At 57.9% G+C, this 22,581-nt stretch carries 26 protein-coding genes; 9 read left to right on the top strand and 17 right to left on the bottom strand.

Going from position 1 to position 22,581, the window contains the following annotated elements; all coding sequences use genetic code 11:
- Nucleotides 1-101 precede the first annotated feature (101 nt).
- Nucleotides 102-623 (top strand): GNAT family N-acetyltransferase, encoded by a 522-nt coding sequence (locus C1Y43_RS06955; RefSeq protein WP_104187790.1) that lies wholly within the window; start codon nt 102-104, stop codon nt 621-623.
- On the opposite strand, the gene C1Y43_RS06960 is transcribed toward C1Y43_RS06955, so the two are convergent.
- The 4 genes from C1Y43_RS06960 to C1Y43_RS06975 are packed head-to-tail and all read right to left on the bottom strand — an operon-like array spanning nt 620 to nt 5,259.
- Nucleotides 620-2,020, bottom strand: coding sequence for an ABC transporter ATP-binding protein (locus tag C1Y43_RS06960; RefSeq protein ID WP_104187611.1), 1,401 nt, complete (start codon nt 2,018-2,020; stop codon nt 620-622). The two genes, C1Y43_RS06955 and C1Y43_RS06960, sit on opposite strands and share 4 nt — an antisense overlap.
- Nucleotides 2,020-2,796, bottom strand: a complete 777-nt coding sequence (locus C1Y43_RS06965) for an ABC transporter permease (RefSeq protein ID WP_104187613.1) — start codon at nt 2,794-2,796, stop codon at nt 2,020-2,022. The genes C1Y43_RS06960 and C1Y43_RS06965 overlap by 1 nt, the downstream gene beginning before the upstream one ends.
- A 2-nt stretch (nt 2,797-2,798) precedes the next feature.
- Nucleotides 2,799-3,734, bottom strand: a complete 936-nt coding sequence (locus C1Y43_RS06970) for an ABC transporter permease (RefSeq protein WP_104187615.1) — start codon at nt 3,732-3,734, stop codon at nt 2,799-2,801.
- Nucleotides 3,727-5,259, bottom strand: a complete 1,533-nt coding sequence (locus tag C1Y43_RS06975) for an ABC transporter substrate-binding protein (protein ID WP_104187617.1) — start codon at nt 5,257-5,259, stop codon at nt 3,727-3,729. Before C1Y43_RS06975 ends, C1Y43_RS06970 begins: the two co-directional genes overlap by 8 nt.
- A 200-nt stretch (nt 5,260-5,459) precedes the next feature.
- Between C1Y43_RS06975 and C1Y43_RS06980 the strand changes: the two genes are divergently transcribed.
- Entirely contained in the window at nt 5,460-5,645 is a 186-nt protein-coding gene (locus C1Y43_RS06980) for a tautomerase family protein (protein ID WP_021508848.1), read from the top strand.
- A gap of 12 nt (nt 5,646-5,657) precedes the next feature.
- Here the strand turns inward: C1Y43_RS06980 and C1Y43_RS06985 are convergent, their stop codons facing one another.
- The 4 genes from C1Y43_RS06985 to C1Y43_RS07000 all read right to left on the bottom strand — a co-directional run bounded on the left by C1Y43_RS06985 (nt 5,658) and on the right by C1Y43_RS07000 (nt 9,506).
- On the bottom strand, nt 5,658-6,416 hold the full coding sequence (locus C1Y43_RS06985; protein ID WP_058770368.1) for an ABC transporter ATP-binding protein: 759 nt from the start codon (nt 6,414-6,416) through the stop codon (nt 5,658-5,660).
- Nucleotides 6,413-7,444 carry an iron ABC transporter permease gene (locus C1Y43_RS06990; protein WP_104187619.1) on the bottom strand — a complete coding sequence of 344 codons (1,032 nt, stop codon included), beginning with the start codon at nt 7,442-7,444 and terminating at the stop codon, nt 6,413-6,415. Before C1Y43_RS06990 ends, C1Y43_RS06985 begins: the two co-directional genes overlap by 4 nt.
- Nucleotides 7,441-8,457: an ABC transporter substrate-binding protein gene (locus tag C1Y43_RS06995; RefSeq protein WP_166718416.1), complete on the bottom strand. Its 1,017-nt coding sequence runs from the start codon at nt 8,455-8,457 to the stop codon at nt 7,441-7,443. Before C1Y43_RS06995 ends, C1Y43_RS06990 begins: the two co-directional genes overlap by 4 nt.
- A gap of 239 nt (nt 8,458-8,696) precedes the next feature.
- Complete coding sequence (locus tag C1Y43_RS07000; protein WP_104187622.1) at nt 8,697-9,506, bottom strand: SDR family NAD(P)-dependent oxidoreductase; 810 nt, start codon at nt 9,504-9,506, stop codon at nt 8,697-8,699.
- A 30-nt stretch (nt 9,507-9,536) separates the two neighbouring features.
- Between C1Y43_RS07000 and C1Y43_RS07005 the strand changes: the two genes are divergently transcribed.
- Nucleotides 9,537-9,941, top strand: a complete 405-nt coding sequence (locus C1Y43_RS07005; protein WP_199189143.1) for a helix-turn-helix domain-containing protein — start codon at nt 9,537-9,539, stop codon at nt 9,939-9,941.
- 83 nt (nt 9,942-10,024) lie between these two features.
- Here the strand turns inward: C1Y43_RS07005 and C1Y43_RS07010 are convergent, their stop codons facing one another.
- A complete protein-coding gene (locus C1Y43_RS07010) occupies nt 10,025-10,432 on the bottom strand; it encodes a helix-turn-helix domain-containing protein (RefSeq protein WP_104187625.1) in 408 nt (135 codons plus the stop codon).
- Nucleotides 10,433-10,516: 84 nt separating this feature from the next.
- Between C1Y43_RS07010 and C1Y43_RS07015 the strand changes: the two genes are divergently transcribed.
- Both C1Y43_RS07015 and C1Y43_RS07020 read left to right on the top strand, forming a co-directional pair.
- Nucleotides 10,517-11,455: an aromatic alcohol reductase gene (locus tag C1Y43_RS07015; protein ID WP_104187626.1), complete on the top strand. Its 939-nt coding sequence runs from the start codon at nt 10,517-10,519 to the stop codon at nt 11,453-11,455.
- 389 nt (nt 11,456-11,844) lie between these two features.
- Entirely contained in the window at nt 11,845-13,617 is a 1,773-nt protein-coding gene (locus C1Y43_RS07020; RefSeq protein WP_233209807.1) for a methyl-accepting chemotaxis protein, read from the top strand.
- Between the two features lie 50 nt (nt 13,618-13,667).
- Here the strand turns inward: C1Y43_RS07020 and C1Y43_RS07025 are convergent, their stop codons facing one another.
- The gene (locus C1Y43_RS07025; protein ID WP_104187628.1) at nt 13,668-14,582 is read right to left on the bottom strand and encodes an EamA family transporter; all 915 of its coding nucleotides are present in this window, start codon (nt 14,580-14,582) and stop codon (nt 13,668-13,670) included.
- A complete protein-coding gene (locus C1Y43_RS07030) occupies nt 14,579-15,790 on the bottom strand; it encodes an MFS transporter (protein ID WP_104187630.1) in 1,212 nt (403 codons plus the stop codon). The genes C1Y43_RS07025 and C1Y43_RS07030 overlap by 4 nt, the downstream gene beginning before the upstream one ends.
- Before the next feature lie 127 nt (nt 15,791-15,917).
- Between C1Y43_RS07030 and C1Y43_RS07035 the strand changes: the two genes are divergently transcribed.
- Nucleotides 15,918-16,403 (top strand): helix-turn-helix domain-containing protein, encoded by a 486-nt coding sequence (locus C1Y43_RS07035; protein WP_104093453.1) that lies wholly within the window; start codon nt 15,918-15,920, stop codon nt 16,401-16,403.
- 19 nt (nt 16,404-16,422) lie between these two features.
- Here the strand turns inward: C1Y43_RS07035 and C1Y43_RS07040 are convergent, their stop codons facing one another.
- The 3 genes from C1Y43_RS07040 to C1Y43_RS07050 all read right to left on the bottom strand — a co-directional run bounded on the left by C1Y43_RS07040 (nt 16,423) and on the right by C1Y43_RS07050 (nt 18,010).
- Nucleotides 16,423-16,734 carry a cupin gene (locus tag C1Y43_RS07040; protein WP_058770395.1) on the bottom strand — a complete coding sequence of 104 codons (312 nt, stop codon included), beginning with the start codon at nt 16,732-16,734 and terminating at the stop codon, nt 16,423-16,425.
- A 214-nt stretch (nt 16,735-16,948) separates the two neighbouring features.
- Nucleotides 16,949-17,251 carry an EthD family reductase gene (locus C1Y43_RS07045; protein WP_104093455.1) on the bottom strand — a complete coding sequence of 101 codons (303 nt, stop codon included), beginning with the start codon at nt 17,249-17,251 and terminating at the stop codon, nt 16,949-16,951.
- Nucleotides 17,252-17,263: 12 nt separating this feature from the next.
- Nucleotides 17,264-18,010, bottom strand: a complete 747-nt coding sequence (locus tag C1Y43_RS07050) for an SDR family NAD(P)-dependent oxidoreductase (RefSeq protein ID WP_104187632.1) — start codon at nt 18,008-18,010, stop codon at nt 17,264-17,266.
- 119 nt (nt 18,011-18,129) lie between these two features.
- Here C1Y43_RS07050 and C1Y43_RS07055 point away from each other — a divergent pair, with 119 nt between their 5' ends.
- Nucleotides 18,130-18,984: a LysR family transcriptional regulator gene (locus C1Y43_RS07055; protein WP_104187634.1), complete on the top strand. Its 855-nt coding sequence runs from the start codon at nt 18,130-18,132 to the stop codon at nt 18,982-18,984.
- 25 nt (nt 18,985-19,009) lie between these two features.
- On the opposite strand, the gene C1Y43_RS07060 is transcribed toward C1Y43_RS07055, so the two are convergent.
- The gene (locus C1Y43_RS07060) at nt 19,010-19,930 is read right to left on the bottom strand and encodes a LysR substrate-binding domain-containing protein (protein ID WP_369974304.1); all 921 of its coding nucleotides are present in this window, start codon (nt 19,928-19,930) and stop codon (nt 19,010-19,012) included.
- Between the two features lie 87 nt (nt 19,931-20,017).
- On the opposite strand from C1Y43_RS07060, the gene C1Y43_RS07065 reads away from it, so the two are divergent.
- Together C1Y43_RS07065 and C1Y43_RS07070 are read left to right on the top strand one after the other, a co-directional pair.
- On the top strand, nt 20,018-20,320 hold the full coding sequence (locus C1Y43_RS07065; RefSeq protein WP_021508832.1) for a carboxymuconolactone decarboxylase family protein: 303 nt from the start codon (nt 20,018-20,020) through the stop codon (nt 20,318-20,320).
- Nucleotides 20,321-20,325: 5 nt separating this feature from the next.
- Nucleotides 20,326-20,724, top strand: a complete 399-nt coding sequence (locus C1Y43_RS07070; RefSeq protein WP_104187636.1) for a tautomerase family protein — start codon at nt 20,326-20,328, stop codon at nt 20,722-20,724.
- A gap of 92 nt (nt 20,725-20,816) precedes the next feature.
- On the opposite strand, the gene C1Y43_RS07075 is transcribed toward C1Y43_RS07070, so the two are convergent.
- Nucleotides 20,817-21,839 (bottom strand): C45 family peptidase, encoded by a 1,023-nt coding sequence (locus tag C1Y43_RS07075; protein WP_104187637.1) that lies wholly within the window; start codon nt 21,837-21,839, stop codon nt 20,817-20,819.
- Nucleotides 21,840-21,858: 19 nt separating this feature from the next.
- The gene (glnQ, locus tag C1Y43_RS07080) at nt 21,859-22,581 is read right to left on the bottom strand and encodes a glutamine ABC transporter ATP-binding protein GlnQ (protein ID WP_058759243.1); all 723 of its coding nucleotides are present in this window, start codon (nt 22,579-22,581) and stop codon (nt 21,859-21,861) included.

Raw genomic sequence — 22,581 nt, forward strand, 5'->3', positions numbered from 1 at the left:
ATTAGCGAAACCACTATCACAATTTCCTATGACTAATGCGGATGATTGCGCTGCGGCGCGGTGGCATGCTGTCAGCATCATTGGCAGAACAGCAGGAACATATGGACATTATTCCCGCGCAGCCGCATCACGCGGCGGCGATACAGAAGATTTACGCCTGGCACGTGCTGCACGGCACCGCAACCTTCGAAACGGAACCGCCGGCGGAGAGTGAAATGCTGCGGCGCATCAATGACGTGCATCAGCGTGGCGGTTACTGGCTGGTGGCTGAGGAGCAGGATCAGGTGCTGGGTTACTGCTATCTCGCGCCGTATCGTCCGCGTTACGCCTACCGCTTCACGCTGGAAGACTCTATCTATCTCGACCCGCAGCAAACCGGACGCGGTATCGGTAAAGCGTTGCTGCAAAAAGCGGTGGCGCTGGCCGAAGCCGCTGGCTTTCGCCAGATCATCGCGATTATCGGCGACAGCGCCAACCAGGGCTCGCTGGGAGTACACCGGGCGCTCGGTTTTGAGCACACCGGCGTGATGAAATCGGTGGGTTACAAACATGGCCGCTGGCTGGACACCGTGGTAATGCAGCGGAGTCTCGGGCCCGGTGACAGCCAGCCGCCCGATCGCTAAGCCGCTTCCATGGCGATCACCCGATGCGTGCCTTTCTCCAGCAGATCGCGGTCATGACTCACCAGCAGCACCGCGCACTGCTGCTCACGCGCCAGTTCCGCGATCAACTGCCATGTTTGCTGCTGCACCAGCGGATCGAGGCGTGACGTCGGCTCATCGGCAAACAGAAATACCGGCCGCAGCAGCATCACCCGCAGTAGCGCGAAGCGCTGCAGTTCGCCGCCGGAGAGCGCCTCTGGTCGCCGCGTCAGCAGCGCGGGATGCAAAGCCAGCCGCGTCATGAGCGCATCGCGCTGTGCCGGCGGGAGAGCGTGACGCCGCAGCACATCGTTGATGCTTTGCCCCAGCGTGCGCTGCGGCGGAAACAGCGCGGAAGGATCCTGATAGATTTTCTGATATTTCAGCGCATCCGCATCAGCGTGGTGCGTTACGCGGCCCTGCTGCGGCGCGAGCAACCCTAACAGCACGTCGCCGAAGCTGCTTTTGCCGCTGCCGCTGGCACCGTGCAGGCCAACGATTTCACCGGCGTGCAGCGTGAAATCGCGTGGCACACCCAGCTTTTTGCCCCCGCGCGCCAGCACAATGTCCTGGGCGCTGATCACCGGCCTGGCACCGATCACCGTTTGTTGTCGGGCGGGCCAGACGGCCGGATCGGCAGCCAGCAGCGCGCGCGTGTAAGGCTGCTGCGGTGACTGCAACACCTGCTGCGCCGGGCCCTGTTCAATCACGCTGCCTTTATGTATCACCAGCACGTCGCCGCCCAGCTGGCGTGCCAGGGCGATGTCGTGGGTGATGGTCAACAGCATGCCGCCATCGGCCACTTCGCGCTGTAACAGCTGGCTGACTTCGTCGCGGCGCGCCACATCCAGCCCTTTGGTCGGCTCATCGGCAATCAGAATCTGCGCGCCACCGGCACGGGCTGCCGCAAACGCGGCGCGCTGTGCCATGCCGCCGGAAAGCTGCCACGGATAACGCCGTGCCGCCGCGGCCAGACCAAGCTGCTGCAGATCCTGCTGCGCCGCTGCAGCGCTGGCGGCGGGCGGCAAACCGCGCACGAAGCGATGCCCTTCCGCCACCTGTTGCTGAATCGCCATGGTCGGATCGAGCGACAGCCACGGCTCCTGCGGCAGCGAAGCCAGCGTATTGCCCCACAGCCGACGCAGCTGCGCCGTATCCTGCGGCAGCTGAAAGCGTCTGCCGTTGATCATCACCTCACCGCTGGCCTGCAGCGATGGCGGCAATATCCCCATGATCGCCTGCGCCAGCAGACTTTTCCCCGATCCGGTTTCGCCGAGCAGCGTCAGCGGCTGACCGGGTTGTAGCTGCACATCCACCGGCTCAACCAGTATTTCAGTCGCTGTGGCAACGCTCAGCCCGGTGATCTGTAATCCCTTCATCATCGCTCCTTTTTCATCAGCAGATTGAGGCTGATCAACAGTAAAAACAGTGCGGCTACCGGCTGCATCAGCAGCCACGGCGCTTCCCACGCAAACGGCAGCAGTTCGGTCATCATCAGGCCCAGCTCCGGCGTGGGCGGACGCACGCCAACGCTGATAAACCCGAGCGCCGACACCGCCATGATGGCGCTGCTGAAAGAGAACAAGGTTAGCGTCAGCAGCACCGGTGCCAGCGCAGGCCACAGATGATGACGAAAACGATACCAGGCAGAGAACCCGAGCAGTTTGCTGGCCTGCATACCGGGCGCCTGCACAATTGGCCGCAGCGTGGCACGCGTGACGCGGAAAAATTCCACCCACAGCACCAGCGAAATGCCCAGCCACAGCATCTGCGGCGCGTCTGGCGCAATGGCGGCCAGCAGCAGTACCAGCAGCAATCCCGGCAGCGCGAGGCACATATCGCCGACGATGCTCAGCAATCGCTCCGGCCAGCCACCATACAGCGCACTGATCACACCGGTGAACACGCCCGCAATCAGCGCACTGATCACGCACAGGGCTGCCAGCCCGAGTGACAGGCGCAGCGCGGCGCTGAGGCGCGTTAGCATATCGCGACCGAGATGGTCGAAACCGAGCAAATGGCTGCGGTTCGGCGTCTGCAGCATCTGCAGCAAATCCTGCTGTAGCGGATCGCCGTGCTGAATCAGCGGCAGCACAAACGCGTAAGCCAGCAGCGCCGCCAGCAGTACCAGACCCACCCAGCGTGAAAGCGTCATCTTCATGCGCGCGCCCCCCGGGGATCGAGCAGATGACAACCGGCATCCACCAGCATGTTCAGCAGGACAAACAGCAGGCCGAGCGTCATAGCGCTGGCCTGAATCACCGGTACGTCACGCGCAAAAATGGCGTGCACCAGAGCGTGACCGATTCCCGGCCATGCAAACAGGGTTTCCACCACCACCACGCCTTCCACCAGCCAGACAAACTGCATGCCAAACCACGTCAGCACCGGCGCGCTCAGATTACGCAGGCCGTGACGCAGCAGCAGGCGCGCGGGTGCCAGTCCCTTTTGCGCTCCCCAGCGATAGTAGCCGGACGACACCACCTGCCAGGTGGCTTCGCGCACCACGCGCACGCCGACAGCCGTCAGCGACAGTGCCAGCGTCAGTGCCGGCAACAGGAAATGGCGCAGCTCGCCGTGACCGGCGCTCGGCAGCCAGTCGAGTTGCAGCGCGAACAGCAGGATCAGCAGCATGCCGAGTGCAAAATGCGGCACCGATTTCAGCAAGGCGGTCAGCCAGAACAGCGCACGGTCAAGCCGGCCGTTGGCATGGCAACCGGCCCAGATGCCGAGCGGCAGCGTCAGCAGTAACGCCAGCAGCAGCGAAACGCCCGCCAGCGCCAGCGTCTGGCCCAGCTGCCAGCGCAGCTCATCCATCACCGGCTCACCGGAAACCAGCGAGCGGCCGAAATTAAACTGCAGCAGATTGAAGAGCCAGTGCAGCAGCGCACTGCCGCCGCTAAGCGCTCCATCCAGCTCCTGCTGTACCCGCGCCACCGCGTCGGCATCGACGCGATCGTAACCATAGCGCCCCGAGGCGATGCGCCACGCCATGTCGCCCGGCAGCGCCTGCACCAGCAGCCAGGTCAGTAATCCTACCGCCAGCACCACGAACAGCGCCTGCGCCATGCGCCAGCTGAGTTGTTTAATCATGGCTCCCCCAGTGCATCTGGCGCAGGCCGAAGTGGCGTTCAAACGCATCGAGCTTAACGCCCTGCAGCTGGCTGTTAACCGCCGCCGACTGCTGATACCAGGCCAGCGGAATCACCGGCAGATCCTGTTGCAGCGCGCGGGTAATGACGCTGCGCGCCCCGGCGCGGGCTGCGCCATCGGTGGATTGCGTCAGCGTATGGAGCGCCGCGTCGAAGCCTGCCGCATGCCAGTTCATCGCCCCCCAGTCACCGCCGTGGGTGCCATAATCCTGCAGCAGCGTTCCGGTCGGATCGGGCGTCAGGGCAAAGTTGCGCGCAAACAGCGCCAGCTGCAGACGGTTGTTGTGGTGCTGTGCCGGGATCTCGCTGGCGTTGGTCGCGTTAATTCGCACGTCTATGCCAACCTGACGCAGCTGCTGCTGAATCACCATCGCCATCAGCGGCAGCTCAGGGCGATCGGGATAGGTCAGCAGCGTCAGGCTAAAGCGCTGGCCGTTGCGCGTCAGTACGCCATCCGCGCCGCGTTGCCAGCCGGCCGACTGTAATAACTGAGCAGCCTGCTGCGGCTGATAGTGCAGCGGCGTGAGTGCCGTGTTGTGCCATTCTGCCATGTTAGGGGGAAACAGCTGGCTGGCTGCGCCCGGATAACGCAGCACCGCCTGCGCCAGCGCGTTGCGATCGATCGCCATGCTGATCGCCTCACGCACCGGCTGTTCCGCCAGCAGCGGATCGGCCAGATTAAGCTTCAGCATCAACGTGCGCGGCACCGGAATCGCCGGAATGTGCAGCGACGCTTTGCGTGCCAGCCGCTGCCGGCTGGCGGCATCAAGGTTAAACACGTAATCTGCATCACCGCTTTCTGCCAGCAGCGCACGGGTTTCCGCGCGGCCGGTCGCCAGATAGCTGGCGGTGGCAATCGCCGGTTTCTCGCCCCAGTAATCCGCGAAGCGCGCCACCGTCAGCGACTGCGGCGGCTGGAAGGAGGTAAGCTTAAACGGTCCGCTGCCAATAATGCGCGTGATGTTGCCCTGCGTATCCCAGCTGGCCAGTGCGAGGATTTGCGAGCGGCTTTCCGCCAGGACCGACAGCAGCGGCGTGAAGGGTTCACGCAGCGTGATGGTGACAAGCTGCCCTGCCCCGCTGATGTCGGCGATTGGCGTTTTGTCGAGTAAACCCGCTTTACCGCGTGCGGTGTTGAGTGATTTCACCACGGCAACCGCATCCAGCAGCGAGCCATCGTGAAAATGCACGCCGTCGCGCAGCTGGAACTGCCAGCGCAGCCTATCGTCAGAGACCTGCCAGCGCTGCGCCAGCGCCGCCACCGGCTCACCGCGTTCGTTCACTTCTACCAGCGTTTCAACCACATCCATGCGCAACAGAATGTCGCCGGAGAGCGCCGGATCGCTGCCTTTAATTTCAAACGGTGCGGCAATCCGCACCGGTTTCTCGGGTGTGCTCGCCGCCACAACGGTGCAGGAAGCCAGGCCGAGCGCCGCAGCGATCAGCAAATTTTGCATTGATTTCATTAAATTTTCCGAATAAACCGTTACACTATCATCGAATCAATTACGTTATAACATAACAATTCACACTTTAACACATGGCGTTTGCAGGGAGTTCGTCAGCCGCTTGTTGCCTTTTAACCGTCGCGACAGGTTAACGCTGCGCGCAGCAGCGTGGCTGAGGTATGCTTGAGAAGAACTCTAACCCGTGAGGAAACGCCGTTATGCCAGAGATTGTCGTTTATGCTGCGGAAGGCCGTAGCGTTGAGCAGAAGAAAAAATTACTCAAAGCCATCACCCAGGCGGTGGTGGATTCGTTTGAGATCGATGCTGATGTGGTCACCGTGTCGATTATCGAAACGCCGAAGCATCATAAATCCAAAGGCGGCGTGCCGTTCGACGAACGTTAAGATCAGCCCGGTTCAGGCGTACTGAATATTCATGGTGCCGCGCTCGCTGCGGTTGACGATGGCCTCGACCTGCCACGTCCGCTGAATCAGGGCAGGCGTCAGCACGGCGGCGGGCTCACCGCTCGCCACCACTTGCCCGTGCTGCAGCACCACCAGATGCTGGCAAAATTTTGCCGCCAGATTCAGGTCGTGCAGGGCCACAATCACCGTGACCGGCAGTGCGGCAATCAGCCGCATCAGCTCGAGCTGAAACTGAATATCCAGATGGTTAATCGGCTCATCCAGCAACAGGATATCCGGCTGCTGCGCAAGCGCACGCGCGATCTGGCAGCGCTGGCGTTCACCACCGGACAGCCGCTGCCACGACCGCCCGGCCAGCGCATCCAGTTTCATCAGCGACAGCGCGTGCTGCACCGCCGTTTCATCTGCCGTCCGCCACGGGCTGAACGCGTTGCGATGCGGCGCCCGCCCCAGACGCACGATGTCGCTGACGCACATCTCAGCTTCCATTTCGGCATGCTGCGGCACGAAGGCCAGCGTACGGGCACGCTGCCGCCGGCTGAGTTGGTTCAGCCGCGTGCCGCCCATCTCCAGCCCGTTATAAGCACAGGGCTGAACGCCCGCCAGCGCACGGATTAGCGTCGATTTGCCCGAGCCATTAGGGCCGAGCAACCCGACCGTTTGTCCCCGCTGCGCCGCAAAACTGATGTCAGATAACACGCTGCGCGCCTGTAGCGTCACGCTCAGTTTATCCACCGCGACATATTTCATGATTTCTCCCGGTTGCGATGCAGAATCAGGGCGAACACCGGGGCGCCGACTAACGCCGTCACCACGCCTATCGGCAGCACCTGATGGGTGATTAACGTGCGTGATACCAGGTCGGCAATCACCATGAAATGGCAGCCGCCCAGAAACGCGAGCGGAATCGTCACCAGGTGACGCGCCCCGGCAATCATGCGGGTGATATGCGGGATCACCAGCCCGACAAAACCGACCGCACCAATCGCGCTGACGATCACCGCCGTCACTAACGCAGTGGTCAGCAGTAATACGATGCGCACCGCTGAAACCTGCGTGCCCAGCGTCGCGGAGACTTCCGCGCCAAAGGAGAAGGTATCCAGCGCGCGCGCATGATAGAGCACCATCAGCAGACCGGCGAAGGTTACGGCAAAACACAGTAATGCATCTGCCCAGCGCACGCCGCTCAGGCTGCCGAGCATCCAGAACATCACGCCGCGCGACTGCTCAGCATTGGCCGCCGTGCTGACAATATAGGCGGTCAGCGCATTAAATAATTGTGTCCCGGCAATACCGGCCAGAATGATGCGCGCGGTGTTTTCCCGCATGCCGCCGGAGAGCAGAACAATCAGCATAAATGCGAGGCAGGCACCGCCAAACGCGCCGGCACCGGTGGTGATGGCACCGCCGCCGATGCCAAGCAGCATCACGCACACCGCGCCGGTTGATGCACCGGCGGAAATACCCAGCAGATAAGGGTCGGCCAGCGAATTGCGCAGCAACGACTGCAACACCAGCCCACACAGTGCCAGCCCGCCGCCGCTGCTCGCCGCCATCAGCGCGCGGCTCATGCGGTATTGCCAGACGATGCCGGCTTCCAGCGCCGGCAGGTCGTAATGGGTGATGCCAAGACCATTGGTGATGGCCTGCGCGGTCAGGGTAAAGCTGATCGCGACATCGCCGGTCGCCGCGGCCAGCGTCATCATCACCGGCAGGCTGAGCGCGCCCGCAGCAATCAGCAGGCCGGTGCGCCAGTAGCAGATAGCGTGAGCGCTCATCGGGCAGGTGCGAAAGCAGCGATCTGCTGACCGATCAGCTCCACGGCCTCTACATTGCGCAAGGATGGATTGAGCGACATCGCCGGCACCACCACGATGTGGCCGTTCTTCACCGCAGGCATTTCACGCGTCACCGGATCGCTTTGCAGAAAGTGTTTTTTAACCGCGACGTCATCAGCGGGATAGAGCCGCCGCGCCATGCTGGCAATCACGATGATGTCAGGCTGCGCGGAGACGATGTGCTCCCAGGTCACTGCCGGCCACTCTTCATCTGAATCAATAATATTCGTCAGACCGAGCGTCTGGCTAATCCAGCCCGGCGCCCCCTTATTGCCGGCTATCCAGGGATCGCCTTTCAGGCGCGGGCTGGAAAACCAGTAAACCACCTTCAATGGCGCTGATGGCGATTTGTGCAGCTGCTGCTGAACCTGTGCTATACGAGCGGCCAGCTGCTGTTTGAGCGCTTCGCCACGCGCCGGCACATCAAAAATGCGCGCCAGCGCGCTGATTTCCGCAAATATCACCTCGATCCCATACGGTGTTGTGCGTGCACCGTCGCTATTGGACGTGGTGGTGACGGCTTTGCCGATGCAGTCGGCAGGCGAAATCCAGGTTCGGATGCCGAGCTGTTCAAACTGTTCACGCGTGGCGACTTCACCCTGCGGCCCGACGTGCCAGCTGTACTGCGCCAGCACCAACTCCGGGCGCTGCGCCACCACCGCTTCAAAGCCTGGGGCGTTATCGGCCAGCCGTTTAAGCTGGCTGCCCTGCCCTTGCAAATCGGCGGGCAGCGCGCCAAACCACACCGAGGTTGCGGCAATTTTATCTGCCAGACCGAGCGCCAGCAGCAGTTCCGTTTCATGCTGGCCAACGGTGACGACGCGCGCAGGCGGATGAGCGAAGGTCTCTTTGACACCGCAGTTATCAACGGTGAGCGGATAGTTACTGGCATTAGCATTGAATACAGGAAGCGACAGCAGCGCCGCAATAATCAGGGAGAGCGAGTTTTTCATCATGATACTTTCATTGTTACGTTATAACATAACAATATGCATGACCAGGTGTGGACTGTCAATAAACAGGATTGGGCATATCGACCGGGACTGCGCGCATCAAGAGGATGACGTTAGGGTATAAGCAGGGCTGCAACAGCAGCCTGCTAAGTTCTGATAATTAAATCGGCTCTGATGATGCCATCGAATGAAGTAGTAGCTGAAACAGAGATTTTATTCAGGATGTTGTGCGGCGGGCTTTAAAGTCCGGGCCACATACCGCCATCAAGCCTTAAATTTGAACCCGTTATGTAACCCGACAACGGGCTGGCCAGAAAGGTGATGGCGTCCGCTATTTCTTTGAGCGTCCCTACGCGCGCCATGGGCACATTGGCATAAAGGGGCAATACGGCCTGTTCAATATCTTCCCATGGCGCGTCAGCTGAAAGCCCTGCATCTTTGGCCGTTTGACGAAATGCTTTTTCGAGGCTTGCACTATGAATAGTACCCGGTGAGAGAGTATTTACGGTTACACCATCGTGTGCGACCGCTTTTGCCAGCGATGAGGTCATGGCAATAATCCCTGCTTTAGCAGCAGCATAATCCGGACGCCTGGCGGGAGGCATCAACGCTGCCAGGCTCGAAATATTAATGATTCTGCCCCACTTTTGTTCACGCATCCCAGGAAGAAAAAGATTAATGACACGTAAGGCTGAAAGGACATTTTTATCATACCCAGCCGCCCAGGTTTCTGGCAAAGAAGACGTCCAGTCCTCTGTGGGGCCGGAGCCACCCGCATTATTAATAACAATATCAACGGATTGTACAAGCGAACAGACTTGCTGATAAAGCAGTTGAATATCTGCCTCACGGGTTAAATCTCCCGTTACTGCGTACGCTTGTCCACCTTGCTTTATGATATCGCTGGCGATATTTTCAGCTTTAGCCGGATCCCGGCCATGTATAATAACGCGGGTGCCTTCAGCGGCAAGCTCTCTGGCTACCGCTTCTCCAATACCTTTGGTGCTACCCGTTATCAGAGCAATTTTGCCGTCGAGTTTCAGATCCATTACTGTTCTCCAGAATACGTGAAAAATCTATTGGAAAATAAACTGATGAATGAATCAATTACGCACCTGAAAGTGCCTGTAGGCGATGATGAGAAAACACGTTGTCTCGGACCAGAAGGTTCGGTCGCTTATGTCACGCAATGTTTAACTATTATTTCCGGCAGATGGACACTGCAGATTTTATTCAGATTATTTGCGGAGCCTGCGATGCGTCACTCGCAATTCATGAAGAGTATGCCGGAGATATCGCATGAAGTTCTGACTCAACATCTGCGCAAGCTTGAACGTGATGGGCTGATAACCCGCACTGATTTTGGTGAACAGCCCCCGCGTGTTGAATACGCACTCACGCATGCAGGCCATAATCTGATGCCCGTGCTGCTCTCAATGCGTGAATTCTCACGAGACAACCTGTCAAAACCGGGACAGGATTAATAGTGCAAAAAAATTTGCACTATTGGCAGCAGGGAAATAATCACGCATCCTCAGCAAGGTCGTCATCGCGCAATTTAATGCCATTACTGACCAGGAGTATCAAACGTAATCCTGCTTTGCTTAAAATAGTCGGCCGACGAAATAATCCACGCCCAGAGCGGCATCATTTTCATCATCATTTCTTCGCCCGCGTCCGTGGCCGTATAGACGACACGCGGTACTTTTTCCTGATAATCACAACGGGATATAAGGCCGTCACGCTCAAGCGTACGCAGTGTGCGCGTCAGCATTCGTTGTGTGACACCCTGTAGTAAACGACCCATTTCTGCATGGCGCAACGGTCCATGGGTGACCAGAATATGCAATATACCCAGCGACCAGCGATTGCCGGCGTGTGAAAGAATTTCACGCTTTAATGTTTCATCATCGTGACTCAACGCCTCACAAAATTGTCTGGAAAACTGCAGCAGGGCTTCGCGATTGGGTTCCATCTCTCCTCCGGTATCACGGGTGTACCTGATTGAATCAGGGTTTGTCCGCTGTCAGGATGACGGATATAACCTAAGGAGACAAGCATGCTACCCGTTGATCAACATGTCGAAAATATTCTTATCCTCGGCGCAGGAGAATTAGGCATGGCGGTGTTAAACGCCATGGTTAAAAAAGTGCAGCAACATCCTCTGATTAAAATAAGTGTATTACTCAGAAGCGAGGCTGCACATGCCACGTCCGGCCCACTTAAAACCCGGCTGGATGCGCTGCAAAAGCTAAATATCACCGTGGCGGAAGGCGACCTGCAGAAAAATAGCCTGAGCGAACTCTCAGCATTATTTCGCACTTATGATGCCATCATTAATTGCAGTGGTTTTGTCGGCGGGCCGGGAACGCAGCTCAGAATTACTCAGGCCGTGCTGAAGGCGGGTGTCGCCCGCTATTTTCCCTGGCAGTTTGGCGTGGATTATGACGTTATCGGCAAAGAGAGTGGGCAACCGGTGTGGGATGAGCAGCTTGAAGTGCGCCACCTGCTGCGCGCCCAAAGCAACACTGACTGGGTAATTGTTTCGACCGGTATTTTTACCAGCTATCTGTTTGAACCCGATTTTGGCGTGATCGATGCCGGGAATAAAACGGTTTATGCCCTCGGTGACTGGAACTATGCCCTGACACTCACCACGCCAGACGACATCGGGCAGCTGACAGCCGATATCTTCTTTCATCAGCCCGCTTTTCAGAACGACATTGTTTATATCGCTGGCGATACGCTGACTTACGCAGAGCTGGCTGACCTGATGCAATCTCACTGGCAAAGCGCGGTCAGGCGAGTATTACTTAGCCGGGAAAGGCTAAGGGAAGATGCAGAGCGTCATCCCCATGATACTGGCGCGGCCTACCGGCTGGCCTTTGCCCGTCCGGACGGTGTGGCATGGCCTAAACAGGAGACGTTTAACTACGGCGAGCACATTGCCACCACCAGCGCCGCTCAGTGGCTGACGAACCAGCCAGCGGAGTCCTGAGGATTTCAGGCGTAGCGGAATGTCCTCAGGCGCAACGCCTGGCCTGAGGGCTATCGGGCCCTTCGCCTGAAATCCCGGCGCTTTGACAAACCGGCAGGTTGCGTCAATACTTTCCCCCGCACCGCTATCCGCCAAAATCAGTACCAGTCTAAAACAGAAAACTCGAGCTCCACGCCTGCCCTACCGTTGCAGCCCTTCCCCAAGCATAGCTCATCTAATAAATTTAGGTGATTATATGTTTTTTAATTATTTTAATTGAAATTAATCATCTCCCTGCCGATAACGCCATTGCCATCAGGCAAAAGCGTGGACAACAACAACCAGGGAGATTCACCTTAATGAAAAAAATACGTGTTTTTTTGGAAGATATCAGAGTCAGCAGAAAACTCATGCTCGGGTTTGGTGTGCTGCTTATCCTCAGCATTGCTGTAGCTTCCTGTGGCATCAAAAATCTGCACGACATCGCGGAACGTGCGGAAAAACTCAGCCAGTTGAAAGGCATTAACGATCAGTTCGCGCAGGCTAAAGATGCCCGCCTGCAATACGTAAAAACCCACGATGAAAAATTCATTGCCGACAACGAATCGCGACTGCAGGCGATTGAGGGCAGTATCAACCAGCTGAAAACCTGGCGATGGGATAGCGCGCAGACCGCGCTGATTGCCTCTCTGCCGGCTGCGATGAACCTTTATCGTCAGCATCGTGCAGAAACGGTGAACGAAGTGCATAAGCGCCAGAGCATTCTGCAGGCGCTGCGCTTCAGTGACGAAACCACGGCGGTTGCCGCGCTGGCCAGAAACTACGTCAGCACACAGCAGGATACGGCAACCGCGCTCAATGAAATCGCTAAATATCTGAATGGTATCAGTATTCGTGTAAAGCTGATGGCGCTGGACAACAGTGAAGAAAACCGTCTGGCTTTGTCAGGCTTTATAGCTGAAACGATTCAACTCATTGACCAGGCACGACCACGCCTGAGCGCTGATGACAGCAACGCGCTGGATAAAATTGCCGTAACGCTGGCGGCCAGACGCGACAGCGTGCAGGACTACAACGCCTCCGCGGAAGAAGAAGTGGAAGCGACCCGCCAGCTTGCCATCGCGGGCCTGCATCTGACTAATACCAGTAATCAATTATTTACCCAGCAGCTGGCCGCCACGCACCAGGATATCGCCCGGGCAATCCTGTGGATGTCGCTGATCCTGGCGGCGGCTGTGGTAATCAGCATTCTGATTGCGGTATTTATCACCCGGCAGATTACCCGTCCTTTAGCGGTAACACTGAACGTCGCGCGGCAGATTGCGCAGGGAGACTTGAGCGTACAACTGCACACTTCGCGTAAGGACGAACTGGGCGAGCTGATGCAGGCGGTCGGTGAGATGAGCAACGATCTGCGCGGCATCATTGGTAACATTCGCAGCGGCGTGATGCAGGTCAGCCACGCTTCCGCAGAAATTGCTGCAGGCAATAACGATCTTTCCGCCCGCACCGAGGAGCAGGCGGCCGCGCTGGAGCAGACGGCAGCCAGCATGGAGCAGTTAACCGCTACCGTGAAGCAGAACGTTGAAAACATTCATCACTCCAGCGAACTGGCGCGCGCCACTTCGGAGAAGGCCAATCAGGGCGGCTCGCTGGTCAAAGGCGTGGTTGAAACCATGGACCAGATCAGCGCCAGCTCCGGCAAAATCGCTGAAATCACCACCGTCATTAACAGCATTGCTTTCCAGACCAATATCCTGGCGTTAAACGCAGCAGTAGAAGCAGCGCGCGCCGGTGAGCAGGGACGCGGCTTTGCCGTGGTCGCCAGTGAGGTGCGCAGTCTGGCGCAGCGCAGCGCTCAGGCGGCCAAAGAGATCGAAACCCTGATTGGCGAATCGGTGGCGCGTATCAGCAGTGGTTCACAGCTGGTAGGTCAGGCCGGTAAAACCATGGATGAAATTGTACATTCCGTTGGCAACGTAACCAGCATCCTCGCCGAAATCGCGCAGGCATCCGATGAGCAGAATCGCGGCATTTCGCAGGTCGGCGTCGCTATCGTTCAGATGGACAGCGTGACGCAGCAGAACGCCGCGCTGGTGCAGGAATCATCGGCCGCCGCCAGCGCACTGCGCGATCAGGCGTCGACACTGGAAGGCTCAGTCGCGCGTTTCGTGGTGCAGTAAGCGGATTTTCACTGACAGAGAGAGCGGGTGGGATGCCCGCTCTTGTCGGATCACGGCTCATCAGCGGGCTGCTGATCACAGCGAATCCGACTGCGGATGAAATAACGTTTGATGCGTTGTCCATACAACCCAACCGCCAGCCCGGTAATAATCAGTACCAGCGCCAGGATTTTCATCGGAGAAATAACTTCACCAAATATCATCATCGAACCGAGAATGCCGAATACCGGCACCAGCAGCGATAATGGCGCGACGGTGGAGACAGGATACTGCTTAAGCAATGAATTCCAGATCCAGTAGCCTAATAACGTATTGGGGTAGACCTGAAACAGAATGGATAATATCGCACGGGTATCCATATGGCTGATTAATGCGCTATAGCCCGTGCTGCCATTAATTAATCCGTCCAGCAGGAAAAGCGGAAGCGGCGAAAAGGCGCTCGACCAGACCAGAAACGCGAATACCTGCTTCGTGCCGGCTTTTTTCATGATGATATTGGCAATACTCCAGGCTATGGCGCCTGCCAGCACCAGCAGCAACCCGGCAAACGTCACCGAGCCGTCGGTAATAAACACAATGCTCATCAATCCGCTGCACGCCAGCACAAAGCCAGCGATCTGATAGCGGCTGAGCTGTTCTTTAAACACATAACTGCCGAGCAGCAGAGTGAAAAAGGCACTGAACTGCAGCACCAGCGAGGCGATCCCCGCCGACAGCCCGGTTTTTATCCCCAGATTGACCAGGCCCCACAAGCCAATGCCGAACACCAGTCCGTAGCCAATAAGGTAGCGCCACGGGACGTCAGGTTTTTTAATAAAGAAGAGCGCCGGGATGGCACACAGCGTAAAACGCAGCCCTGCCAGAATAAATGGATCGATGGCGTGCAACCCTAATTTAATCACCGAAAAATTAATGCCCCAGATGGCGGTAATACCTATGGCCAGCAGCAGGTGTAATAATTTCATGATTGACGTGTTCCATACCAGAGAATAAGTGCGCAGGCACTGACCAGTGCCCCGCCGCCGCACACGGCATACCATCCCCAGTGCGCATAGAGTTGGGTGGCAGCAATAGCGCCCAGCGCGCTGCCTGTCGCATAAAAACACATATAGGCACCGATAAGCCGGCTGGTGATAGCGGGTTTGCCGGCAATCAGCATGCTCTGGTTGATGACATGCACCGTCTGCACGGCGAAATCCAGCATGATCACGCCAATAACCAGCAAGAATAAAGAGGCCTGCGCGAAGGCGATGGGGAGCCACGAGAGCGTTAATAAAGCCAGTGCGCATCCGCTGGCGCGCTGCCCGGTTCCCCGGTCAGCCCAGGCGCCACTTCTGGAAGCCGCCAGCGCTCCGGCTATTCCAGCCAGACCAAACAGCCCTGTTTGCGTATGGGAAAGCGACATGGCCGTGAGCGGCAAAACCATGGAACTCCACAACATGCTGAACGCGGCAAAAATCAGCAGAGCCAGCGCGCCACGCTGACGCAACAAAGGCTCGGTGACAAAAAGACGCGGGACAGACCCCAGCAACCCGGCCACGGAAGTGGCTGTGTTCTGCGGACCGGCAGAAGGTATCACTTTCATCAGCAGCACGGTAATCAGCAGCATCAGCGCCGATGAGGTCATATACACCGCCCGCCAGCCGGCGATATCGGCGATGATGCCAGAGACCAGCCGCGCCAGCAGTATTCCCATGACGATGCCACTGGTGACGCTGCCTACCACCTTGCCACGCTGAGCCGGTGCCGACAGGATAGCGGCCCACGCCACCACGGTTTGCGTCACCACCGCCATCAAACCCACCAGCAGCATCGCCACCAGCAGCGGCAGAAAACTCTCTGCTAACGCCGCCGCGATCAGGGCCAGCACCGACAGCAGCAGGTGCGTGACCACCAGCTTTTTGCGATCAACGCGATCGCCGAGCGGCACCAGCAAGAACAATCCTATGGCATAACCCGCCTGCGTTGCCGTGATGACCAGGCCTATGGTGCCGGGCGAAACCTGCAGCGTTGCGGATATGGATTCCAGCAATGGCTGGGCAGAATAGACATTGCCGACAGCCAGCGCGCAGGTCAGTGAGAACAGAAAAATGATGTGAGGCGACAGCACTGAGGTCGTCGCTGGCGAAAGAGGCGCCTCAGAGGTTGCAGGGGTATCACTGGTGCAAGTCATGTTGCATCCTTATGTGGTTTTTATTTGAAACCGATTTATTCTATAAGTATCAGCGGTGGTTTTTTTTTGCAACTTGTTTTGCTGAAGGCTAAGCTGCCGTCAGTAAATCAGCAGAGTGAGAGAGAAGATGGCCAAACAGGAAGCGCTCAGAACCAGCGAATGCCCGGTCGCCCGGACCGTGGAGGTGATTGGCGAACGCTGGTGTCTGATGATCATCCGTGAAGCGTTTGATGATGTGCGCCGCTTCAGTGATTTCCAGAAAAACCTTGGGCTGGCAAAAAATATCCTGGCGTCACGGCTGAAACTGCTGGTCGAAGTCGGCGTGCTTGAGAGTTGTCCGGCGTCAGATGGCAGCGCCTACAAGGAATATTTGCTGACCGAACGGGGACGAGCCGTCTTCCCAATCGTCGTGGCGATGCGCCAGTGGGGAGAGCGTTATCTGTTTGAAAAAGGCGAGACTCACTCGGTATTGCTGGATAACGCCAACGGCGAACCGTTACCTGAACTGGCCGTGTATTCTGCCCGGGGAGAACGGCTCGATCCCGCCGACTGCCATCGCCGGCGCGTCATAGCCGGTAATCGCGCTGATCAGGCTTCGTCGATCGTGAAATAACCGGGGTTGAGAAGTCGCTTCAAACCGATCCCGCTTGTTCAATCACCAGCACCCGGGCTACGCCCTGTGGATGTGCGACGTGTTCAGTGCCTTCGCTGGCATAAAAAATATCACCGGCGGTTAATCGTTGGGTTCTCACTTCACCGTTTTCTTTGTAGAACATGTCAACGCAACCATCCATAACGGCAAACACCTCTTGTCCGTCATTGATATGCCATTTGTAGGGTTGATCGGTCCAGTGCAGTTTAACGCTGATGTTATCGAAGCTGGCAATATGCTGAGACTCCCAGGCTTTGGAACCCGTAAATTCTCTGCTGCTGTAAAAATTCATGTTTGCGTCCTGTGTGCTGCTGCGGTGATAGCTCACACATGAAATAGCAAAAGGCAGCGCCACGTACCAGATTCAGGGATTGGTTTGTCCTGATTTGGCACCAGCGCGTCCCGTTTTTGCTGCCGGGATGCCTGCTTAATGGACAATGTGTTCATTAAGCAGGCTATTAAACCGGTGAATGGAGGGCATAACCGCGCGGCGGCGTCGCTGCCGTTCAGAAGGGAATAAAATGGCTGCGGATCACCGTGGAGGCATCGGTAAAATGCACCACATCTGCCATCACCCTTTTGGTTTGTTCGGACTCCAGCGCCCGGTTGACATCCTGCTGACAGGCAAACGTATAAACACCGATGGAGAGCCAGCCGCTGCGGTCTGAAGCGGGATAGAACGCTTCCGCCGAAATGAGCCCATAATCCTGCCAGCACGCCAGCGCCAGCGGCAGGTGCGTGTGGGTATAATAGTCGCGGTCAAAGCGATGGGTTTCATCGCCGACACATACCACCATCATCTGATGCATCCTTTTCTCCCGTTAACGCATGCCGCCAGACGCCATCATCACCTCGCCCGTCACCCATCCGGCATCGTCGGAAGCGAGATAAGCCACAATCGGCGCAATATCCTGCACCTGGCCAATACGGCCAAGCGGCGTCTGGCTTTCGTTCCAGCGCTGAAACTCCGATCCCATCGCGCCGGTGCTGTGCGTGCCTTCGGTTTCGATTAACCCCGGATTGACCGCGTTGACGCGGATGCCGCGCGGGCCGAGTTCGCGCGCCAGCACGCCGGTAATGGCATCAATCGCGCCTTTGCTGCCGCTGTAGATAGCGCTCTCCGCCAGAAATACCCGCGTCACAAATGAGCTGATATTGATAATGCTGCTGCCCTTGCCCAGATGTGGCACCGCGGCGCCTGTCACCAGCAGCGGCCCGAGCACATTGATGTCAAACTGCTTGCGATACAGCGCTTCGCTGCTCTCTTCGATCTTCGCAAACTGATACACGCCGGCATTGTTCACCACGATGTCCAGCCGGCCAAACTGCGCGAGGGTAGATTGAATGAGTGCCTCAACCTGCGGCTGATCGGTGACATCCGCTGCCAGCGCCACCGCCGTGCCACCGGCGGCCTCAATAGCGGCGACCACCTTATCCGCCCCGTTTATATCCGCGGCATAGTTGACGACGATCTTTGCGCCGTCGGCGGCCAGCTGGCGGGCAATCGCCGCACCAATGCCTTTAGATGCGCCGGTTATGAGGGCGACTTTGTCCTGAAGCTTCTTCATGTTCTGCAATCCTCAATCAGTTCAGTCTGGATGATGCCGTTATGGTGATAGCTACAAAGTTGTTTGAGAACTGCCATTTTTGTATACTCGACGTTCATTTTTGAACGGGGGCGAGCGCAATGGAATGGAGCGATGTACGGATCTTTCTGGCAGTGATGCGCAGCGGATCCTATGGCGAGGCCGCGCGCCGGCTCGGCGTCAGCCATCCGACCGTGGGTCGTCGCATTAAGGTGCTGGAAGCGCAGGCCCATCAGGCGCTGTTTCGCCGCACGCCGGATGGCCTGGTGTTAACCGATGCCGGTGACACCGTGCTGGGCCTGGCGGAAAGCATGGAAAATGCTGCGCTGGCGATGGAGAGACGGCTTGCGGGCAATCACCCGCGACTGGAAGGCATTTTACGCATCTCCTGTGCCGAGTGGTTTGCCACCGCCGTGCTGGCGCCGGTACTGAGCGAGCTGACACAGCGCCATCCCGCTATCGTGCCGGAAATTATCGCCAGCTACCGTTTGCTCAATCTGTCGCGGCGCGACGCCGACGTGGCTTTTCGCATCGTGCCTTTTACCGAGCCGGATATTGTCCAGCGGCGCCTGATGAGCATGCCCTATGCGTTATACGGCACGCCTGAAAATGCCCGCGCATTGCAACACGACCCCGCCTCAGTGGGGCTGATCCTGATGAATACCGCACAAGCGCATTTTCCGGACGTCGTCTGGCTGCTCGATCAATTTCCACAGTCACGGCGGGCTTTTACCAGCACCAGCCGGGCGGTGCAGGCGCAGATGTGCCGGCGCGGCATGGGCGTGTCGGTGTTACCCCAGCCGCTGGGCGATGCCACCGCCGGTTTGCAGCGGATTGCCACCCCGCAGCCGCCGCCTTCGCGCGATATCTGGGTGGGCTATCATCAGGATCTGCGGCACATGGATCGCCTGCGCGCCATGCTGGATATCGCCGATGCGCTGCTGATTGCGAAGTAACTGTCGCAGCGATTAGCGCAGCAATTCAGGCGGGCCTCAGACCCGGTAACGGCTCTATGCTGCGCAGCGCATTTTCCATCAGTCTGGCCAGCAGGTTTTGCGCATTCGGTTCAGTCTGGCTGCCACTTTTTTGTTCCAGCGTAACACCCAGCGCGCCCAGCGGCGGCAAAACATTGCCGGCGCTCACCAGGTTAGCGGGCATGCCGACCCGCGTGCGCACGGTGATCCCCAGACCGGCCCGCACCGCCGCCCAGATGCCGCTCAGGCTATGGCTGACAAACACGATTCGCCATGCAATGCCCGCCCGGTCCAGACTGTCGATGGCGCGCGAGCGCATCAGGCAGGGATTATCAAACATCACCAGCGGCAGCGGTTCGCCCTGGCTTATCATCGCGCTGACGTCGCAGTCGGGGTGGGCGATCCACTCCAGCGGGAACTGGCCGATCAACACGCCTTTACGCTGCAGCGGTTGTGCCTGCCACAGCAGCGCCATATCAAGAGCATCGCTGTCCAGCGCTGCAAGCAGCTCCTGATTACGCGCCACGCGGGCGACGATCTGCAGCCCGGGATGGTGACGTGTAAATTCGCCCAGAATACCGGGCATCAGGGTGTCACCAAAATCTTCCTGCATGCCCAGGCGCACTTCCCCCTGCAGCCCTGCACCGCTGAAGGTGCACAGTGCTTCGTCGTTCAATGCCAGCAGACGGCGGGCATAACCCATCATCACTTCCCCCTCACGGGTTAACGCCAGATGACGCCCGCTTTTCACCACCAGCTTGCTGCCACATTGCTGCTCCAGCTTTTTCAGCTGGGCGCTGACCGCCGAAGTGGATCGACAGAGCCGCACGGCGGCCTGCGCAAAACTGCCACACTCCATGCCGGTGACAAAACTGCGCAGCGCATCCAGATCCAGCGTCTGAGCTAACTTTTGCATAATCGTCCTGATTTATGGGATGAATGACGGTGTTTTATTTGATTTTCAGGATGGTTATGTTTCGCCACAATCGCGGCTGAGTCAATACGGAGAAACATCATGGCAAAAACACTCGATAGTAAAACGCTGGCGCGCATCGCGCCAAAGCTGGCGGAACTCAGTCAGCAGGTTCTTTTCGATGACATCTGGCAACGAGACGCGCTTACGCCGCGCGAACGCAGCCTGATTACGCTGGCCGCACTGACGGCGCTGGGGCGAGTGCAACAGCTGCCGTGGCATATCGAATTCGCGCAACAAAATGGCCTGGCACGAGAAGAGATCGTCGAAGTGTTCACCCATCTGGCCTTTTATGCCGGCTGGCCGGCGGCGGTGTCAGCGCTAAGCTGTCTGGAAGAGGCGTAACCCTCATGCCTTTTACCCGCATCATACTGCGTCAGGGTTACAGCGACGCGCAATTAACGCAGATTTCCGACATCCTGCAACAGAGTCTGGAGGACGAATTTGCCGTTCCACCCGGCGACCGCTTTCAGGTATTTGAAGAACTGCCGGCACGGCTAAGGGTGTTTGATCGCCACTATAAAAGCCGCGGGCGTTCAGAGAATTTTGTTCAGTTCATGATTACTGCGGGCAAGCCGCGCAGCCGCGAACAGAAGCACAAGCTGTGTCGCAGATTGTGTCAGCAACTCTCGCAATCGCTGGATATCGATCCGCAGGATGTGATGGTGATTATCCAGTTTAACACCGTCGATGACTGGAGTTTCAGCGACGGATGTCTGATGTCCGAAGAAGCGCGTATCCACGAGTAACATAGTCAGTATTGCTGGCAGCGCGGGTTAGCGCGCTGCCAGCAATCACTGTCCGGCTTCAGTGATGGGCTGTGGAGATTAAAAATAACAGCTCATTGACGACCAGCAGATTGCAAAGCGGCGCGCTGGCGGTTACGGGTGAAGATCTGCCACGTCACCGCGTCATCACTCAGGGTAAAAATAGCCGTGGCGAGGGTATTTTCCTCATCCGGATCCTGCGGCGACAGGCGGTAAATCGGCAACGCTGCATCCTGCTGATCCGATAAAATCGCCCTGGCCGCCGCGCCATCTACCGCCGGTTGCGTCGTCAGCCATGTCTCCAGACGCTGCTGGCGCGAGCCGGAACTGGCGGTGACCACCTGTTCGACGGCGGCAAGCTGCGGGTGAATAAGATGGTTAGCGTGACCGAAAGGCGCAGTCAGTGGGATCACTGAACAGCCTGAGCCTGTCGCTTCAATACTGATCAGGCGGCTATCGCCCTGCTGCCCCAGCGTATGGTGAAACGCGCCGGCGCGCGGCGTGGCGCTAAGTATGGCGATCGCTTCATCCAGCGTGGTCGCGTTCAGCGACGCGCGGGCGATGATCTGGCGCGGCATGCCATCCGGACGATGCTGTGCGCGAATGTTATTGACGGTATTAACGATGCCCTTCTCATTAACGGCAAAAGTGTGACCGCAAAGTGATGCCGGATAGGCGAAGCTGGTGAACGCGAGGCCGTCGTCCGGGGTCATGGTGACCAGCGCACAGTCATCGCGCAGCTGGGGAAAACCATCTTCGTTGTGCGCAATGATCAACTCCCCGCTGGCACTTTTCCCCGCCACCGTGGTGCAACCATCCGAAGTTGAACGCACCAGATCGCCCCGGCAGTTCCACGCAAACACCTCGTCAATCGGTGCCTGTAATCCTTCAGCCAGCCCTTCCAGCTCCTGCCAGATCAGCGGAAACTGGTGCTGGACCCGCGCGCGCATACTGCGAATTTGCTGCGTATCTTTCATGGCGGTGACCGTTTGCCAGAGACGGGTATGCCTGAGTTTGTTATGCCAGGCATCACGGCCAAAGTCACCGAGTTGCTGACCAATAACAAAAGCCGAACCACGGAAGTCGAGTTTTTTCATAGCGTTATTTCACTTCATTTCAGGATACATGTTGCAAAAATTCTTTCAGACGCGGATTACGGCTGGCAGTCAGCAGCATATCAGGTGGCCCATCTTCGGCAATGGTACCGCCATCAATAAAGATCAGCCGCGAAGCCACATCGCGGGCAAAGCCAATCTCATGCGTCACAATGACCATGGTCATGCCCTCTTCAGCCAGCGAGCGCATCACTTTCAACACTTCATGACGTAACTCCGGATCCAGCGCGGAGGTCGGCTCATCGAACAGCATCATTTTCGGCCTGACGGCCAGTGCCCGGGCAATCGCCACGCGCTGCTGCTGGCCCCCGGAAAGTTCAGACGGATAGTGGCTGGCGCGATCGCGCAAGCCAACGCGCTCCAGCAGCGCCAGCGCCTGCTCGCGCGCCGCGGCTTTCGTTTGATGACGCACGCGAATCGGGCCGAACATCACGTTTTCCAGCGCAGTCAGATGCGGGAACAGGTGGAACTGCTGAAACACCATGCCGGCTTCGCGGCGGATATCACATTCATTCGCATGCGGATCGGTGATGTGCATTCCGGCGACCAGCAGCGTCCCGGATGAGATCTCTTCCAGTTTGTTGATGCAGCGTAGCAGCGTTGATTTGCCTGAACCTGAAGGGCCGATAATCACCACCACCTCGCCGGACTCAATTTTTAAATTGATATTGTGCAGGACCTGCGTGGCACCGAAATTTTTCGACACTGCGTTAAATTCAACCAT

The sequence above is a fragment of the Pantoea sp. ICBG 828 genome (assembly GCF_002928355.1).
GTDB lineage: Bacteria > Pseudomonadota > Gammaproteobacteria > Enterobacterales > Enterobacteriaceae > Pantoea > Pantoea dispersa.